The 19,615-nt window shown below is 71.9% G+C and carries 8 protein-coding genes; 6 read left to right on the forward strand and 2 right to left on the reverse strand.

All coding sequences use genetic code 11. The annotated features are described in order from the left end of the window. Window positions 1–20 precede the first annotated feature (20 nt). From ABT001_RS24155 to ABT001_RS24175, 5 genes are all read left to right on the forward strand, one after another. A complete protein-coding gene (locus ABT001_RS24155; protein WP_351281256.1) occupies window positions 21–860 on the forward strand; it encodes an ABC transporter ATP-binding protein in 840 nt (279 codons plus the stop codon). Between the two features lie 115 nt (window positions 861–975). Further along, complete coding sequence (locus ABT001_RS24160; RefSeq protein ID WP_351281098.1) at window positions 976–2,028, forward strand: iron-siderophore ABC transporter substrate-binding protein; 1,053 nt, start codon at window positions 976–978, stop codon at window positions 2,026–2,028. 43 nt (window positions 2,029–2,071) lie between these two features. After that, complete coding sequence (locus ABT001_RS24165; RefSeq protein ID WP_351281101.1) at window positions 2,072–3,874, forward strand: ABC transporter ATP-binding protein; 1,803 nt, start codon at window positions 2,072–2,074, stop codon at window positions 3,872–3,874. Between the two features lie 43 nt (window positions 3,875–3,917). Next, window positions 3,918–14,798, forward strand: coding sequence for a non-ribosomal peptide synthetase (locus tag ABT001_RS24170; RefSeq protein ID WP_351281104.1), 10,881 nt, complete (start codon window positions 3,918–3,920; stop codon window positions 14,796–14,798). Beyond that, a complete protein-coding gene (locus tag ABT001_RS24175) occupies window positions 14,785–16,485 on the forward strand; it encodes an ABC transporter ATP-binding protein (protein WP_351281107.1) in 1,701 nt (566 codons plus the stop codon). Before ABT001_RS24170 ends, ABT001_RS24175 begins: the two co-directional genes overlap by 14 nt. 3 nt (window positions 16,486–16,488) lie before the next feature. Here the strand turns inward: ABT001_RS24175 and ABT001_RS24180 are convergent, their stop codons facing one another. Continuing rightward, a complete protein-coding gene (locus tag ABT001_RS24180) occupies window positions 16,489–17,610 on the reverse strand; it encodes an alpha/beta hydrolase-fold protein (protein ID WP_351281109.1) in 1,122 nt (373 codons plus the stop codon). 43 nt (window positions 17,611–17,653) lie between these two features. Beyond that, window positions 17,654–18,493 carry an acetylglutamate kinase gene (gene argB / locus ABT001_RS24185; RefSeq protein ID WP_351281258.1) on the reverse strand — a complete coding sequence of 280 codons (840 nt, stop codon included), beginning with the start codon at window positions 18,491–18,493 and terminating at the stop codon, window positions 17,654–17,656. 338 nt (window positions 18,494–18,831) lie between these two features. Here argB and ABT001_RS24190 point away from each other — a divergent pair, with 338 nt between their 5' ends. After that, the gene (locus ABT001_RS24190) at window positions 18,832–19,590 is read left to right on the forward strand and encodes an IclR family transcriptional regulator (protein WP_351281112.1); all 759 of its coding nucleotides are present in this window, start codon (window positions 18,832–18,834) and stop codon (window positions 19,588–19,590) included. Window positions 19,591–19,615 lie beyond the last annotated feature (25 nt).

Consider the following 19,615-nt stretch of genomic DNA (forward strand, 5'->3'; position numbering starts at 1 on the left):
ACGGGACGACGGGGGAACCTGTGGGCGCTCAGCACATCGTGAAGACCGATGCCGCGGTCGAGGACGTCGCGCGGCTTGCGGCCAGGGGCATCACCGTGGGCTACGGCGGCCGGACCGTCATCGAGGGCCTCGACGTGTCGGTGCCATCGGGCCTGATCACCACGATCATCGGCCCCAACGGCTGTGGGAAGTCGACCCTGTTGCGCACGCTGTCGCGGTTGCTGAAACCGGCAGCGGGGGCGGTCGTGCTGGACGGGGAGGACATCGCCGGGCTCAGGACCAGGGACGTGGCGAAGAAGCTCGGTCTCCTGCCGCAGGCCCCGGTCGCTCCGGAAGGGCTGACGGTGGCCGACCTGGTGGCGAGGGGGCGGCATCCGCACCAGAGCTGGCTGCGGCAGTGGTCGTCGGACGACGCCACCGTCGTCGAGCGCGCGCTGACCATGACCGGGGTCTCCGAGCTGGCCGACCGCCCGGTCGACTCGCTCTCCGGCGGGCAGCGCCAACGGGTCTGGATATCGATGACGCTCGCTCAGGGGACCGACCTGCTGCTGCTGGACGAGCCCACCACGTACCTGGACCTGGCGCACGCGATCGACGTACTCGATCTGGTGGACGACCTGCACGAGTCGGGCCGCACCGTGGTCATGGTGCTGCACGACCTCAATCTGGCCACCCGTTACAGCGACCATCTCGTCGTCATGCGCGCCGGGTCGATCCTGGCGCAAGGGCATCCGCGCGACGTGATCACGGCGGAGCTGCTGCACGAGGCGTTCGGGCTGCGCGCCGAGGTGATCGACGACCCGGTGGGTGACCGGCCACTGATCGTGCCCATCGGGCGTACGCACGTGCGTCCCAACTGATGTTCAAATAAGGGAAACGGGGAGAGTTAGGCTAGGCTAACCTCACTGTGTACGGATAAGGTTTGGCTGCCCTGGGACAGGGCGTAACGGACAGCGCGAAAGCAGGGGATCCCGGATGCTCTTCCATAGATCGACGTCTCCGAAGCCATGGCGGCGGCTGGCGGCGACACTCTCCGCCGTCACCCTCGGCGTCGGCCTCCTCGCGGGCTGCGGCTCCGACACGGCGGACGACGCGGGCGACAAGGCTCCCGCCGCCGCCGGCGGCGCGTTCCCGGTGACGGTGGAGCACGCGTTCGGCTCGACGAAGGTGACCAAGGCTCCCGAACGGGTCGTCTCCGTCGGTTACACCGACGACCAGGCCATCCTCGCGCTCGGTGTCAAGCCGGTCGGCATGGTCGACCAGTACCCCAACCCGGCCGGTACGTCCCCCGACATCAACACCCAGTGGCCCTGGGTGAAGGACAAGTGGGGCGACGCCCGTCCCGAGGTCGTGATGAGCAACGGCGACTCGGGCCCCAACTACGAGAAGATCGCCTCCCTGCGGCCCGACCTGATCATCGCGGTCTACTCCGAGATCGACCAGGCCGCCTACGACAAACTCTCGAAGATCGCCCCCACCGTGGGCCGCACCAAGGGCGAGAAGGAACTCTTCAGCGCCCCCTGGCAGGACAACGCGGTCCACATCGCCAAGGCGCTCGGCAAGGAGGACGAGGGCTCCGCGCTGGTGAAGGGCATCGACGACAAGCTCGCCGCCGCCGCCGAGGCACACCCCGAGTTCGCGGACCAGACAGCCGTCGCGCTGTCCTGGTACGAGAACTCGGTCGCGCCGTTCACCACCACCGACGTACGCGGACGGCTGATCACGGGCATCGGTTTCAAGGGCGCGACGAAGATCGACGAAATCGCTGACGGGAAGTTCTACACCAAGCTCTCCCCCGAGCGCGTCGACCTGGTCGACGTCGACCGCGTCTTCGTCATCAACGACAAGGCCGACCAGGAAGCGCTGAAGAAGTTCGAGCTCTTCGCCAATCTGTCCGCGGCCAAGGAGGGCAAGGTCTCCTACCTGCTGGACAGCGAGGGCCCGGCGGTCGGCGCGGCCATGTCGCAGGGCACCCTGCTCTCCCTGCCGTACGCGATCGACCAGCTCGTGAAGTCGGTCGACCAGTGAGGCGTACCGCCGCGGTGCGCCACCGGCCCGACCTGGTGCCTGAGTGAGCGGTACCGGCACACGCGTCGCCCCGGCCGTCCTGCGCACGGCGGCCGGAGGCGAGTCCACCCGGTGGGTCGCCGCGCGCTGTCGAGAGGTGCCGTGGCTCACCGCCGCCACCGCTCTCACCACGGTGGCCGGGGCGGCGCTCCAGGTGCTCCCGGTGCTCCTGCTCGGCAGAGTGGTCGACGGCGTCGTCGAGGGTGACGGGCGCTCCGTCCTGGTCACGATCGGGGTCCTGATGGGGGCCGCCGCGCTGCTCGGCGCGGGGGTCACCGCGGTGTCGACCTATCTGATCGGGCGGCTGGGCGCGGACCTCCTCGCGCGGCTGCGGGAAGCCGCGGTCCGGGCGGTGCTCGGCATGCCGAGCGCACGGATCGAGCAGGTCGGCCGGGGAGACGTGCTGTCCCGGGTCGGCGACGACGTGGCCGTGCTGTCCAGGGGCATCCGCACGGCCGTCCCCACGGTGTTCTCGGCGGGCGTGCTCGTCGCCATCGCCACGGTCGGCATGTTCGGCCTGGACTGGCGGCTCGGCCTGGCGGGAGCGGGCGCACTCCCCGCCTACGGCCTCGCCCTCCGCTGGTACCTGCCCCGCTCCGCGCCGCTCTACCAGCGGCAACGGGCGGCGCAGGCCGATCGTGCGCAGGCCCTGATCAGCGGTCTGAACGGGATAGACACCGTCCGGGCCTACCGTCTGGAGGGCGCCTTCCGGGAGAAGGTCACCGTCAGGTCGTGGCGCGTCCGCGAACTCGGCATCGACGTCTTCCGGATCTTCGGCCGGTTCGTCGGCAGGGAGAACCGCGCCGAGTTCATCGGGCTGGTCCTGATCCTCGTGGTGGGGTACGTCCTGCTGGAGGCCGATGCCGCGAGCCTCGGCGAGGTGGCGGCGGCACCGCTCATGTTCCACCGGCTCTTCACCCCGCTGGGCGCCATCATGTTCACCTTCGACGAGGCGCAGAAATCGGGTGCGAGCCTCACCCGGCTCGTCGGGGTACTGGGGGAGACGGCGGAGGACCGGCTGGTGGGAGACCCCGCCGTGGCCCCCGCGGCCGACGTGCCGTACCCGGTGACGGTTGAGGGCCTGACCTTCAGCTATCCCGGGGCCGGGGAGCCGGTCCTGCGAGAAGTCAGCCTGACGATCCCGGCCGGAGGCTCGCTCGCACTCGTGGGCGCCACGGGCGCGGGCAAGTCGACCCTGGCGGCGCTGATCGCGGGCATCGGAATCCCGCAGGCCGGGGTCGTGCGTATCGGCCCGAACGACCTCGCCGCCCTGGACGAGGCGGGCGCGCGCGCTCTGGTGAGCATCCTGACCCAGGAGACGCACGTGTTCTCCGGGCGGCTCGCCGACGACCTGCGGTTGGCCGCGCCACAGGCGACCGACCCCGAGCTGATGGGCGCGCTGCGCACGGTCGGCGCCGACCACTGGGTCGACGCACTCCCCGAGGGGCTGAACACCGCGGTCGGCGAGGGCGGCGAGCGGCTGGACGGCACGAAGGTCGCCCAGCTCGCGCTGGCGCGGCTGGTGCTGAACCGGGCGCCGGTGGTGGTGCTGGACGAGTCGACCGCCGAGGCCGGCAGCGAGGGCGCCGCCGAACTGGAGCGGTCCGTACGGGCCGCCTGTGCGGGCCGGACCACGCTGTTCGTGGCACACCGGCTGACCCAGGCCATGGCGGCGGACCGGATCGCCGTCCTGGACGCGGGGCGCGTGGTGGAGCAGGGCACGCACGAGGAGCTGGTGGCTCTCGGCGGCGGGTACGCACGACTGTGGCGGGCCTGGCGCGAGGGCAGTGAGACATCCCTGAGTTGAGATCGGTCCAACTCTCGTACGGTGGAAGGACGATGAGTCTTCGATGGCGTTCCCGACTGCTGGTTCCGTGCTGCTCTCTCCCACGAGCCTGAGCGACCTGCGCAGGCGAACCGGAGAATACGGCGACCGGACCCTCGCCGAGGCGTGTGCGATCGGGCTGTCGTACTGGGCGACCGGTACCGGCCCCGACGGCATCGACCTCACCTCCGGCACCCTGTTCGCCGATGTCCTCCGGTGGGTCGACAACGGAGGCTCCGCGCCCGCCGGCTGGGCGGTCGGCGCCGACAACCGGAGCATCAGCACCCCCGAAGGCGTCCCGCAGGCCGACGCGCAGCTCGCGCTGGACGATCTGGCCGACTTCCCCGACCAGACCATCGGCACCATCGGCCCGGTCGGCGCGGCGGCGAGGCTCGAAACCCTGGCCGAGTGGAACGACACCGGGGCCGGACGAGTCCGCCCCACCGTCGTGGAGATGTTCCTCGAGCAGGCACGGAACAGGCCGGACGCCGTGGCGATCGTCGACGACGACCGGTCACTGACGTACCGTGAGGCCGCCGCGCACGCCGCCCAACTGGCTCACCACCTGATCGGACGAGGCCTCACCGCCGAGCAGGTCGTCGGGATCTCGCTGCGCCGCTCGGCCGACATGGTGATCGGGCTGCTCGGCGTGCTGCAGGCAGGGTGCGCCTTCGTGCCGCTCGATCCGCAGTGGCCCGCCGAGCGCCGAGCCGTCGTCGTCGAGGACGCGGGCATCGTGCTCCAGCTCAACGACTCGGGTGAGCACCCGGAGGGCGAACCGCCGGCCGTGGCCGTCGATCTCGGCGCCTGGCTGTACGGCACCTGCCCCACCGACGGGACCGGGGTCACCGTGCCCGGCACCGCCCTGGCGTACGTGATCTTCACGTCCGGGTCGACCGGCCGGCCCAAGGGCGCCATGATCCGGCACGAGGCGATCAGCGAGCGCCTGCTGTGGCAGTCCGAGGAGATCCTGGGCTTCGGCCACGACGACGTGTCGCTCTTCAAGGCGCCGTTGTCCTTCGACATCTCCATCAACGAGATCTTCCTGCCGCTGGTGCGCGGCGGCAGACTGGTGGTCCTGCGACCCGGCGGCGAACGCGACCCCCACCACCTGCTGAGCGTGCTGTCCGACCGGCGCGTCACCTTCACGTACCTCGTGTCGTCCATGCTGGACGTCCTGCTGGAGATGGCGGGCGACTCCGGGCGGCTCGACAGCCTCCGGCACGTGTGGTGCGGCGGGGAGGTCCTGACCCCCGAACTGTACGAGCGCTTCCGCACCCGGCTCGACATTCCCATGTACCACGGATACGGCCCGGCCGAGACGACGATCGGAGTCTCGCACGTCATCTACCGCGGTGCGGCGGAACGCCTGTCGACCTCCATAGGCAAGGCCAACCCCAACACCCAGCTGTACGTGCTCGACGACGAGCTGCGCCCGGTCCCGGTCGGCGTCGGCGGCGAACTGTATGTCGGCGGCTTCCTCCTGGGCCGTGGATACGTCAACGCGCCCGGCCTGACCGCGTCCCGGTTCGTCGCGAACCCCTTCGCCGCGGACGGGTCCCGGCTGTACCGGACCGGTGACCTCGCCCGGTTCGCCCCCGACGGGTCACTGGACTTCCTCGGCCGTGCCGACAACCAAATCAAGATCCGCGGCATGCGGCTGGAGATCGAGGACGTCGAACTCGGCCTGGCGGAACACCCCTCCGTACGGCACACCTGCGTCGTCGCTAAGAAGAACACGGCGGGCGGCACCTACCTCGTCGGGTACGTCGTCCCGGCCACGGGCAGCGAGGAACTCCGGGGCGACGAGGTCAGGGCGTGGGCCGCGGAGCACATGGTGGAGTACATGGTGCCCACCCACATCGTCGTGCTGCGGGAGTTCCCGCTCACCGCGAACGGCAAGATCGACCGTGGTGCGCTCCCCGAACCCCGCGTCGGCAGCGGCACGTCCGTCCCGCCCACGACCGAGAACGAGCGCGCGGTGTGCGCGGCGGTCGCGACCGTGCTGCGACTGGACGAGGTCGGTGTCGACCAGGACTTCTTCCGGCTCGGCGGCGACAGCATCCTGGCGATCTCCCTGCTGAGCGCGCTGCGCGGCGTGGGTCTCCACGTCACGGCACGGCAGATCTTCACCCACAGCGTCGTGGGGGCGCTGGCGGCAGTCGTGAGCCGGGAGGACGTCTCCGCCTCGGAACACGGCGACGCGGAGGCCGGGCCAGTCGTCGGACCGCCCATCGTGCAGTGGCTCGGCGAGACGACGGACGCGATCGACGGCTTCGTGCAGTCGGTCGTGCTGAACACCCCGGCGGACCTGACCGCCGACGCCCTCGACGCGGTCCTCACCGCCGTCGTCGGGCGGCACGCCATGCTGCGGGCCCGCCTCGTGCGCGGAGACCGCTGGAGCTTCGACATCCCGGAGGCGGACCACGCCGTCCCCGACCGGCGGACGAGCGACCTGCCGCTCGACGTCTGCGTCGCACGGGCCACCGAAGCGCTCGACCCGGACCGCGGCGTCATGCTGAGCGCCGTCTGGCGCCGCGAGGCACGCCAGCTCGTCCTGGTCGTCCACCACGTGGTCGTCGACGGCGTGTCCTGGCGGATCCTGATGGAGGACCTGGCCACCGCTTGGCGGCAGTACACGTCGGGCGCACCGGTCGATCTGCCCCCGGTGGGCACCTCGTTCCGGCGCTGGACACAGGTGCTGCAGGGCACGGCCTTCGCGTCGGACCGCGCGGCCTTCGAGCGTCCCCTGCCGGCGCCGGACGCACCGGTGGGCAGGCGGGCGCTGTCCGCGGCCGACACCGTCGCCCGTGAACGGACCCGGACCGTCGTGCTGGGGCCCGGGGACACCGCCGCGCTGCTGGGGGAGATACCCGCGGCGTTCCACGCGGGCGTCAACGACGTCCTGCTGACCGCGCTCGCCGTGGCCCTTTCCCGGTGGCGCCGTGATCTCGGGCAGGACCAGACGTTCGCGCACATCGAGCTCGAAGGGCACGGCCGCGAAGAGCGGTTCGTCGCGGAGACCGCCGGTTTCGAGCCGGACCTCTCGCGGACCGTGGGCTGGTTCACCACACTGTTCCCGGTCGTCGTGGACCCGGGCGCGACGACCGACCCCACCGCACCCGCCTACCTCACCGCCGCGCTCAAGGCCGTCAAGGACGACCTCGCCCGGGTGCCGGGCAACGGCCTCCCCTACGGGGTGCTGCGCCACCTCACCGACACCGGCCTGGACACGCCCGCCCCGCAGGTGCTGTTCAACTACCTGGGCCGCTTCGACTCCGACACCTCCGGGGACTGGCAGTTCGCGGGCGCCACGGGGCAGCTGGGTGAGAAGCGCGATCCGAGGATGCGTCTGCCACGCGCCCTGGAGTTCAACGCGATCGCCGAACCCGCCGCGAACGGTGCGTACGAGCTGGTCACCACCATCTCCTGGCCCGACGGGATGTTCACCGACGAGGACACCGCGGCCATCGGCACGTATCTGACGGAAGCCCTGACCGGGCTGGCGGCGCTCGACCACGGCGGCCATTCCACGAGCGACTTCCAGGTGCCGCTCACACAGGCGGACGTCGACGCCCTGGACGGACCGGCTCTGCGCGACATCCTGCCCCTGACCCCGTTGCAGGAAGGCCTCTACTTCCACTCGGTCTTCGACGACGACGCGACGGGCAGCTACGTCGAACAGCAGCTGCTGACGCTGGAGGGCGAGGTGGACGCCGCCCGGCTGGCAGCGGCGGCGACCCGGCTGCTCACGCTCCACCCGAACCTGGCCGCCCGGTTCGTCGCGCTCGCCGACGGCCGGGTCGTCTCCGTGCTGGAGAGCGGGGTGGAGGCGCCCTTCACCACACTGGACCGCCCCGGCATCACCGACGCCGAGATCCGGGAGCACGCCGAGCGGGACCGCCGCGCCGGGTTCGCCCTGGCCACGGGCCCGCTGATGCGTTACACGCTCATCCGCGCGGGCTCCGGCAGGAACGTCCTGGTGCAGACGGTGCACCACATCATCGCCGACGGCTGGTCGGTACCGCCGATGCTCCGTGCCCTGCTGGCCGAGTACCACACCCCGGGAGCCCTGTACCCCCTCGGCGGCGGCTTCCCCGACTACGTACGCCGGCTCGCCGCACTCGACGACGACGAGAGCGACCGGGTCTGGAGCGATCAGCTCGCCGGACTCCCCGGCCCCTCCCTGGTCGCCGACGGACACACCCCCTCCGACAGCTTCGCCGACACCGCCGAGGAGCCGGAGGGCGACCTCGACACGGCGGTCCGCTCCGCCGGGGTCCCGCTGAGCGTGGCGGTGCACAGTGCCTGGGCCGTCACCCTGGGCGGCATCCTGCGGAGCAGGGACGTGGTGTTCGGCTGCACGGTGTCCGGCCGGGACGCCGACGTTCCGGGTGTCGAGGACATGGTGGGTCTCTTCATCAACACGATCCCGCTCCGCGCCCGTTGGACCCGTGACACCACGGCGGGTGACCTCCTGGCCTCCGTACGGGAACACCAGAGCGCGGTCCTGGCCCACCAGCACGTCTCGCTGGCGAGGATCGCTCGCCGGGCCGGGAACGGCACACTGTTCGACACCCTGGTCGTCTTCGACGTGGCGACCGACGTGGGCGCCCTGCGGCGGCCCGGAGACGAACTCGCCGTGACCGGCATCGTGAACGAGGGAGCCCCCCACTACCCGCTGACCCTCGTCGTGGAGCGCACACCCACCGGCCGTCCGCGCTTCAACCTGATCTACGACGCCGAGCTGGTCAAGGAGCCGACAGCCCGGGCGATCCTCGGCACGTTCACCCGGACCCTCGCCGGACTGCTCGACCACCCGGACTCCCGCGTCGAGGGGGTGGCGCCCGACGACGCCCGGGCCCCCGCACGCGTCGCCCCGACGAGCCTGGGCGAACTGTTCGACGCCGCCGCGCGGCGCGACCCGGAGGCCACCGCCGTCACCCACTGCGCCCTCGACGGGACGACGCGGTCGTTGACCTACGGCGAACTCGCGGACGCGAAGAACGAACTGGCCGCCACCCTGCGCGGGGCCGGTGTCGGGCCCGGCCGCCGCGTCGCCGTCGCCGTACCGCGCTCCCCGGAACAGATCGTGGCCCTGCTGGCCGTCGTCAGCGCGGGTGGCGCCTACGTACCGCTGGACCTCGCCTACCCGGACGAACGCCTGGAGTACATCCTCGCCGACGCCGCCCCCCAGGTCGTCCTCGTGGGCCCCGGGCAGCGGAACCGCTTCGCGCAGGTGCCGGCCCGCGTGCTCGTGATGGGCGAGGAACCGGAACCCCGGGGCGCACTGCCCCCGGCGGCGACGGAGTCCTCACCGGGGTGGCACGATCCCGCTTACGTGATCTACACCTCGGGTTCGACCGGCAGGCCCAAGGGCGTCGTCGTCCCGCACTCCGCCGTGGTGACCCTGCTCGCCAACACGCAGGCGGACATGGGGTTCGGCCCGCACGACGTGTGGGTGCAGTTCCACTCCTACTCCTTCGACTTCGCGGTCTGGGAGCTGTGGGGCGCGCTGGCCCACGGCGGGGAACTGCTGGTCCCGGACTACGGGCTGACCCGCTCCCCGGTGGACTTCCACCGTCTGGTCCGCGAGCGCGGGGTGACCGTGCTCAACCAGACCCCGTCGGCCTTCTACCGGTTCATCGAGGCCGACCGGCATTCCGGCCACCCCGTCACGGCCCTGCGCCGGGTCGTCTTCGGGGGCGAAACGCTGGATCCCGCGCGACTGCGCGGCTGGGCGGAGCGGCACAGCACCCGTTCGCCGGAGCTGGTCAACATGTACGGCATCACCGAGACCACCGTCCACGTCACCCACCGCGTGCTCACCGACGAGGACCTCGGCGGTGACGTCAGCCCGATCGGCGGGCCGATCCCCGGTCTGACCACCCATCTGCTCGACGACCGCCTCCGGCCTGTCCCTCCCGGCCGGGAGGGTGCCATTTACGTCGCCGGTGACCAGGTGTCGCTCGGCTACCTCGGCAGGCCGGGCCTCACCGCAGGCCGGTTCGTGGCGAACCCGTTCGCGGCCGACGGCTCCCGCATGTACCACACGGGCGACCTCGCCCGCCGTACGCTCGACGGCGAGCTGGAGTTCACCGGCCGCGCCGACGACCAGGTACAGCTCAAGGGCTTCCGCATCGAGCTGGGCGAGGTCGAGTCCGCGATCCGGGGGCTCGACGGCGTGGCCGACGTGGCCGTCACGGTCGCGGCCGACGGCGATCACCTCGTCGCGCACCTCGTCGGCCGGGAGCCGGGCGACCTGACGGCCCTCCTGACCGCGAAGCTGCCCGCGCACATGGTCCCCGGCCGCGTCCTCACGGTCGACGCCCTGCCGCTGACGGTCAACGGCAAACTGGACCGGAAGGCACTGACCGAGCGTGCCGCAGAGGACGACACGCAGGGCGCCGCGGCGAGTGATGCCGTACTCGACGCACTGGTCGGCGTCTTCGCCGAGGCGCTGCCGGGCCACGCCGGCGTGGACGGCGACACCGACTTCTTCAGGGCCGGCGGCGACAGCATCGTCGCCATCACGGTGATCAACCGGGCCAGAGCTCTCGGACTGCCGATCGCGCCACGGGACGTCTTCCTCCTGAAGACACCCCGCGCACTGGCCGGACATCTGCGCACCCGCGCCCCACAGGCCGCGGTGGCCGAACCGGCCCCCCGTGAGGACGGCCCGCTGACGCCCACACCGATCATCCTGCGCCAGCGGGAACTGGGCGGCTCGCTCGCCCGGTTCGCCCAGGCCAGAACGCTGGTGGCGGAGGAGGACACGGGGTTCGCCGATGCAGGGCGCGCCGCGAACGCCGTCGTGGCCGCACACCCGGCGCTGCGGATGCGGCTGCACGTCGAGCACGGGGTGTGGGCCCTGCGTACCGAGCCCACCCGCGAGGTCACCGTCGTCCGGACGGACACGACCGACGCGACGACCGCCGCGAACGAGGCCGCCGGGCGGCTCGATCCGGAGGCCGGGAAGATCATCGCCTTCTCGTGGCTGGAGCCGAGCCGGACCCTGGTCGTCGCGGTGCACCACCTCGCCGTCGACGCGGTCTCCTGGCTGATCCTGCTGGACGACCTGGCCTCCGCGATGCGCGGGGCGACGCTGCCCGCGCCGACCACGCCCTACGCCGCGTACGCGGAGGCGCTGAGTTCGGGATCCGCCCACGCCACCGGCGACCTCGGGCACTGGATCACCACGCTCCAGGCGCCCCCGCTCCTGGCCGTGCCCGGGACGCTGCGCGAGACGTCGGCCGTGCTCGCACCCGAGGTGAGCGACCGGCTGACCCGCACCGCGCCCGCCGCGCTCGGCATCGGACTGACCGAGCTCCTCTGCGGCGCGCTGCGCACGGCGCTCACCCGGATCCAGGACTCGCCGGCCGATCTCGCGATCGATCTGGAGCGGCACGGCCGGGTACCGGTCCTGGAACACCACGACTACACCCGCACCATCGGCTGGTTCACCTCCATCGCCCCCGTGCGCCTGACCGCCCACACGGACCCCGTCGCGGCGGCACGCGAGGTCGCCGAGCGCCAGCCCGACGAGCGCGGGCACCTCGCGTACGGGCAGCTCCGCTACCTCGACCCGCAGACGGCGCCCCTGCTGAGGACCCGCCCGCAGGTACTGTTCAACTACCTGGGCCGGGGGAGCGAGTCCGAGGTCCCGCACCTCACCGGCGGCGACCAGGACAGTCCGTACGCCGTCGAGGTCAACGCCTGGACCGATGGGGCCACCGGAAGCCTCCACGCGGACTTCGTCCTCGCCGACGGCGTCCCCGACGAACTGACCGCGCACTGGCAGCGCGCACTGGAACACCTCGCGCACGCCGCCACGACGGCCGAGCGCACCGCACCGGTCACCCCGCTCCAAAGAGGCCTGTTCTTCCAGGCCGAGATGGCCGGTTCGGCCGGACACTACGTCGCACAGAGCTACTTCGCCTTCGACCGCCGCCTGGACACCGACGCGCTGTCCGAGGCGATGGCGTACGTCATCGCGCGGCACCCGGTGGTGGGCGCGGGCTTCACCACCGACGACGACGGAAACCCCGTCCAGGTGCTCAGGGCCGGGGTGCGGGTCGGCGTCCGAACGGTCCGGGCGGAGACGGACGCGGACGTCGACACCCTGCGTGCCACGGACCGTGACACGGGCTTCGACCCGGGCGAGCCGCCGCTGATCCGGCTGACCGTGGTACGGCTGCCCGGTGGGCGCGACGGCCTGCTGCTGAGCTACCACCTGCTGCTCTGGGACGGGTGGTCCCGGGAGATCCTTCTGCGGGACCTGTTCGATGCCTACCAGGCCGTCCTCGCGGGCGAGAAGCCGGTCGCGGTCCCGGCGGTGCCGGGCTTCGAGGAGTACGCCCGGGCGCTCGACGCCAGGGACACCGCCGTGTCGGAGCGCTTCTGGGCGGAGCACCTGGCCGGTCTCAGCGGCCCGACACTGCTGGCCGGACCGCGGCCCTCCTTCTCCGACGACCTTCCCCGCGCGCTCGTGCACACGCTGTCCGCCGCCCGGTCGGACCTACTGCGGGACGCGGCCAGGACGCACGGCGTCACACTCAACTCGGTGCTGACCGGCGCGTTCGGCCTGCTGCTGGGCGCGCACACGGGCCGCGGCGACGCCGTCTTCGGTGTGACCGTCTCAGGCCGGGAGGGCGAGGGCCTGTCGGACATCGTCGGCGTGCTGCTCAACACCGTGCCCCTGTGGACGCGCGCACGGCCCGGCGACACGGTCCGGGAGTACCTGCGGGCCGTCCAGTCGACGAGGGTCGAGGCGATGGAGCACGAGCACCTGGGACTCGGCGAGATCCAGCGCGCCTGCGGACACGACACCCTCTTCGACAACCTGTTCGTCCTCCAAAACTTCCTGGACATGGACGCCTTCGCGGAGATGAACTTCAGGCACGGCATCACCGAGGTGAAGGCCGACGACTCCACCCACTACCCGTTCACCTGGGTCGTCACCCCCGGAGACCGGCTCACGGTCAAGCTGGAGTACCGGGACGGAGACGCCGGAAAGGCCCGTCGGCTCGTCGACGACTACCTGCGGGTGCTGGAGGACCTGGCCCGCTCGACCGGGCCGGTCGGCACACTGCGCGGCCTCGGACCGGAACCCGGGCCCGCCGCACGCACGGACATCGGCACGGACACGGTCGTCGACCGCTTCGACCGGGCGGCGGAGCGCGACCCGGAGAGGGTCGCCCTGGTCGCACACGGCTCCGCGCTGACCTTCGCCCAGCTCCGCGACCGCAGCCGCTCGGTGGCCGGTGTGCTTGCCCGGCGCGGGATCGGCCCGGAGAGGACCGTGGGCCTAGCCGTCCCGCGCTCCCTCGACTCGATCGTGGCCCTGTTCGCGGTGCTGCGGACCGGCGCCGCGTACGTTCCGCTCGAACTCGACCATCCGGACGAGCGGATCGCCGCGATCGTCGACGCGGCACGACCGGACGTGATCCTCACGGTACGCGCGGTCGCGCCCCGGCTGACCGGCGACCTGATCGAACTCGACGGACCCCTGCCCGGGGGCGAGCCGTACGTGACCTTCGAGCCGGACGCCCCGGACCGCCTCCGGCACCCCGCGTACACCATCTACACCTCCGGATCGACCGGGAAGCCCAAGGGTGTGGTGACCGAGTACGCCGGTCTCACGAACATGCTGATCAACCATCAGCGCCGCATCTTCGAGCCGGTGCTGGCGGAACACGGACACCGGGTCTTCAGGATCGCGCACACCGTGTCGTTCGCGTTCGACATGTCGTGGGAGGAGCTGCTGTGGCTCGCCGACGGCCATGAGGTGCACATCTGCGACGAGGAACTGCGCCGCGACGCGCCCCGGCTGGTCGAGTACTGCGCGGAGCACGGGATCGACGTCATCAACGTGACCCCCACCTACGCCCAGCAGTTGGTGGCCGAAGGCCTCCTCGACGACCCCGCACGCCGTCCTGCCCTGGTGCTGCTGGGCGGCGAGGCCGTCACCCCGGGACTGTGGAACCGGCTCGCGGAAACCGAGGGGACGGCCGGCTACAACCTGTACGGGCCCACCGAGTACACCATCAACACCCTCGGTGTCGGCACCTTCGAATGCCAGGACCCGGTGGTGGGCGTGGCGATCGACAACACCGAGGTGTACGTGCTCGATCCATGGCTCCGGCCCCTGCCGGACGGCGTCCCCGGAGAGCTGTACGTCGCGGGCATCGGCATCGCGCGCGGCTATCTCGGACAGCCCGCTCAGACGGCGCACCGCTTCGTCGCCTGCCCGTTCGGGGAACCCGGCGAGCGCATGTACCGCACCGGAGACCTCGTCGTACGCCGGCCGGACGGGAACCTGATGTACCTCGGCCGCACCGACCAGCAGGTCAAGATCCGCGGTCACCGGGTCGAACCGGGCGAGGTCGAGGCCGCGTTCACGGCTCATCCGGCGGTACGTTTCGCCGCCGCGGTCGCCCAGCCCGACCCGCAGGTCGACGGGGCGTACCGACTGGCCGCCTACCTCGTGCTGAGCGGCGGCGACCTGGCGGCGGTGGCGGCCGAGGTGGGCGCCGGTCTGCCGGACTTCCTGCGCCCGACCCACTACGCCCAGGTCGACGGCATCCCGCTGACCGTCAACGGGAAGGCCGACACCGAGGCACTGCCGGAGGCCAAGCCGCTCGGCGTGCTGACCACCGGCGGCGAACGCGCCCCGGAGACCGGGACGGAGACCACCGTCTGCGAGTTCTTCGCCGAGGCCCTTGACCTGGACGACGACGAGGTGAGCGCGGTCAGTGACTTCGTCTCCCTCGGCGGGCATTCCATGCTGGCGGTGCGGCTCATCGGGCTGCTCCGCCGGGAGTACGGTCCTGTGATCACGATCCGTGATCTGCTCACCCTTCGAACCCCGGAAGCGATTGCCCGCCATCTTGATGACAACTCCTGACACGAAGCGGCCCCGGCCGGGGGCCGGCATCCTCAAGACCGCGCTGCGCCGCAACGCGGGCGCGGTGGCCGGGGGCACCGTCCTCATGGGCCTGTACCAGGCGGGTGAGACCGCCTTCCCCATCGCGCTCGGCCTGATCGTCGAACACGCGTTGCGGCATCGCAGTCTCGGTGCACTCGGCCTGTCCGTCGCGGCGCTCGCCGTGATCATCACGACCGTGTCGCTGTCGTGGCGGTTCGGGATGCGCGTCCTGCAGAAGGCCAACACGACCGAGGCACACCGCTGGCGGGTACGGGTCGCCGCCTGCGGGCTCCAGCCGGTGGCCAGGGACGTCGACCTGAAGTCCGGCGAGGTACTGACCATCGCCACCGAGGACGCCGACCAGACCGCGGACATCGTCGAGGTGGTGCCCCTGCTCGTCAGCTCACTGGTGGCGGTGGTGGTCGCGTCGGTGGCGCTCGGCCTGGCCGACCTCCGGCTCGGCCTGCTCGTGATCGTGGGAACGGTCGCGATCCTGTCGATCCTGAGCGTGATGTCCCGGCGGATCGGCTCCAGCACCCAGGAGCAGCAGGCCCGGGTGGCACGGGCGGGCGCCAAGGTCGCCGACCTGATCACCGGCCTGCGTCCGCTGCACGGCTTCGGCGGCAACCACGCGGCCTTCCACTCCTACCGGAAGGTCAGCACGGAGGCGAAGCACCAGGCGGTCACCGTCGCCCGGGTGAACGGCGTCTACGCGGGCGTCGCCCTGGGGCTCAACGCAGTACTCGCCGCCGCCGTGACGCTGACGGCCGGCTGGCTGGCGTACGAGGGACGGATCACGATCGGGGAGCTCGTGATGGCCGTGGGCCTGGCGCAGTTCATCATGGAACCGCTCAAACTGTTCTCGGAGATGCCCAAGTACGTGATGATGGCCCGCGCCTCGGCCGAGCGGATGGCACTCGTCCTGTCCGCGCCACCGCTGACGGCCCCCGGCGAGGAACGCCCGGCGCCGGGCGGGGACCTCGAGATCGACGGTGTCTCGTACGGCTCCCTGGACGGTCTCACCTTCCGGGTGCGCGCCGGCGAGTTCCTGGCGATCGCCCCCTACCAGCCACGAGCCGCGGCCGACCTCGCGTCGGTCCTTGCGGCGAACGTCCCGCCCGAGGCGTACGGGGGCGTGGTACGGGTGAGCGGGCGCGCGCTCACGGAACTGTCGGTCGAGGCCCTCCGCGAGCACATGCTGGTGAACCCGTACGACGGGGAGATCTTCGCCGGCAGCCTCCGCACGAACATCGATCCGGCGGGCACCAGCCGGATGGTCCCCGAGGCCGTGGAGGCGTCCCTCCTGACCGATGTCGTCGCCCTCCACCCCGAGGGACTCGACCACGGCGTCCGTGACCGAGGGGCGAACCTCTCCGGGGGGCAGCGCCAACGGCTGTCCCTGGCCCGCGCCCTCGCCACCGACTCCGACGTCCTGGTCCTGCACGACCCGACGACGGCGGTCGACGCGGTCACCGAACAGCTCATCGCGCGTAACATCGCCAAGCTGCGGGTGGGCCGCACGACCGTCGTGATCACGAGCAGCCCCGCGCTGCTGGACGCCGCCGACCGCGTCCTGGTCCTGGACGACGGTGCCGTCACGGCCGACGACACGCACCGCCACCTCCTGGCCACCGACGAGGAGTACTGCAGGGCCGTGGCTCGGTGACCCCTACCGGGCGAGGGCCCAGGCGACATCCCTGAGCAGCGCGTGCCGCCAGCCCGCCCGGTCATGGGCCGAGGCCGACCGTGAGACCCGCACGGTCGCACCGGCCTGCTCGGTCAGCGCCTCGACCGGCTCGCAGTGGGGGAGCATCCGCTGCTCGTGTTCCCCCACGTCGAACGCGATCCGCAGCGCGGACAGGTCCGGACGCTCCCGCAGCCGAGCGGCGACGGCTCCGCCGGCCGGGCCGTCCAGGAGGTCCGCCCGGTCCTGGGCCCCGGGCGCCCACCAGAACGACGGTGACTGGCAGGCGACCCGGGACACCAGGTCGGGGAACGCCAGCGCGGCGTACATCGCGCTCAGCCCACCGAGGCTCTGCCCCGCGACCACCAGCCGGTCGCAGTCGGCAGGCACACCGGACTCCGCGACCAGCGGCAGCAGTTCGTCCCGCACCGCCTCCCACAGCTCGGGTCGGCACCCGAACTCCGCCTCCCTGTCCTTGGAGGGAAGGAAGACGAGGGTGACGGGGGGCATGTCACCGGCGGCCACGGCCGAGTCGAACGCGGTCGTCGCCGGATGGAGGTACAGCCAGTCGTCCCCGTCGAGCAGCAGCACCACCGGACCGCCGCCGCCTGCCGGGTGGACCCGCACGGTGCGCCGTCCGCCGAGCCGCTCACTCGCCCAGCGGATCCGGGTACGCGGCAGGGGCAGGACGTCGTCGGTGCGGACGGCCGGCCAGTGCGGCTGGGGCGGGGCGTCGGGCGTCGCGACGACCGACCGGTCGCCACCGGCACCCACCGGGTTGAACGGGTCGGCGTACGCCCCGTCGGCCGCGAGGAACTGATAGGTGACCCGCAGGCGTGGGGGCATGCGGACCTCGGCGTACCAGCAGTCGGTGTCCTTCCACCGGACCAGGGGCACGGGCTTCGACCAGCTCTCGAAGCCTATGCTCGCCGGCGACCCCCGCCGGAGGAACAACGTCACCCAGCCTCCGCCATCGGCAGGTACGGACGACGGCGCCCGCGCCGCCGTCCAGAACTCCTCGGTGCCGGGCCCGCCCTCCAGCCCGAACCGGGCGAACGCGTTCTCCGTACCGGCATCGAGGCCGACTTGATCCGTCACCGGGCGCACGAGTGTCTCCTTGGATGGCACAGGATGAAGAGCTGATGGCACATCAGTGGGATGCGCCGGATCCGGCGGTGGCGCCCACGTCCGTGACGACGAGGCGGGTGGTCCGGTCCCCGTCGCTGTCGGGAACCACAGTGGTGCCGAAACCCGTCCCGTCCAGGACGCCGCGCAGGACTGCGTGAGGCACTCGGCCGTCGAGCACGTGCGCGCTGCGCACGCCGCCGCGTACGGCCTGCAGGCACCCTTCCATCTTGGGCAGCATGCCGCTCGCCAGCTCCGGCAGCAGCGTGTCCAGGGCGCCGGCGGTCAGCCGCTCGATCACCTCGGTGCTGTGCGGCCAGTCCGCGTACAGCCCTTCCACGTCGGTGAGTACCACCAGGCGCTCGGCGTCCAGGGCCACGGCCAGCGCCGACGCGGCGAGATCCGCGTTGATGTTGTAGACCTGCCCGTCCTCGCCGCGTGCCACGGGGGAGACCACCGGGATGTGCCCCTGCTCCAGAAGCGCGCGCAGCATGCCCGGCCGCACGTCCACGACCTCGCCCACGAGACCGATGTCCACGGGGCGTCCGTCGACCCGGGCCGCCCGTCGTACCGCCGTCATCGTGTGCGCGTCCTCGCCCGACAGCCCGACCGCGAAGGGCCCGTGGACGTTGATGAGGCCGACCAGGTCCCGTTGGACGCGCCCGGTCAGCACCATGCGCACCACCTCCAGAGTCTCCGGTGTCGTCACCCGCAGGCCCGCCTCGAAGCGGGTCTCCAGGCCGAGGCGATCGAGCATGGCGCTGATCTGCGGGCCGCCCCCGTGTACGACGACGGGGCGCAGACCTGAGCGCCGCAGCTCCACGACGTCCTGTGCGAACGTCCGCTGCAGGTCGGCGTCGACCATGGCGCTGCCGCCGAATTTGACGACGACCACGTCACCCCGCTGTTCCTCCGGCCCACCGAGCGACCCGGTGGACGGAGCCACTTCCACGCGCTGTGTGTCGGCCGGTCTCATCTGTCCCTACCCCGTTCCCTGGCTGCGCGCGAGCGATCCGCATGTCAACTAAGGCTAACCTAAACAGCTTGGCTTCCGGTGTGAACCGGCGTTCCCGTGAGGATCCGAGGCCGCTCGGCACCGGGCCGGTCACCGACGGCAGTTGCCGTGCCGTCAAGCCGGTCCGGAATCATGGTGCGGGGCGCCGTGTCAGGAGGCGACTCCCGTCACACGACCGAAAGGACCCCGTGCCAGACCCCAGGAGCTACATCATCGAGTCACTGGACACCGGGCTGCGTCTGATGCGTCTCTTCCTCACCCATGACACCCTGTCGGTCACCGAGGCCGCCAGGGAGCTGGACGTGGCCCGCTCCACCGCGCATCGCGTGCTCAGCACGCTGGAGTCGCGCGGCTTCGCCACCCGCGACACCTCGGGCCGGGGCTACTCCGCCGGACCCGAACTGGTCGCCCTGGGCCGTCCGGCAGGCTACGCCCCCGGCATCCGGGCCCGCCTTCAGGTGGTACTGGACGCCGGAGCCACCGCCACCGGAGAGACGGTCGGTACCGCCGCCCTGATCGGAGACCAGGTGATCATCACGGACGGCCGGGAGTCCCCGCACCCCGTGCGCGCCGTCCTGGAGACCGGCCGCGCCCATCCCGCGCACGCCACCGCGGCGGGGAAGGTGCTGCTCGCCCGGCTGACCGACGAACAGGTCCGTGCCCTCTACCCGCGGGAGCGGCTGCCCGGCGTCACCAGCCGCACCCTGACCTCGCGTACCGCCCTGCTCGCCGAGCTGGCCGGCATCCGTGAGATCGGCCGCGCCGACAGCATCGGTGAGTCCGTCCGGGGAATGAACGCCGTCGCCGTGCCGCTGGCCGGCCGCAGCTGGCGGGACCGGCTCGCCCTGGTGGCGACCATGCCGGCGGACCGGGGCGGCGATGTCGAGCTGGCCGGGCACGCCGAGGTGTTGCGGCGGGCCGCGGCGCTCCTGCCGTCACCGTCCTGACCGATTCCCGTTCGGTCAGGGGGAG

Origin of the sequence: Streptomyces sp. NPDC002793, from assembly GCF_040295485.1 — a bacterium.
Classification (GTDB): domain Bacteria; phylum Actinomycetota; class Actinomycetes; order Streptomycetales; family Streptomycetaceae; genus Streptomyces.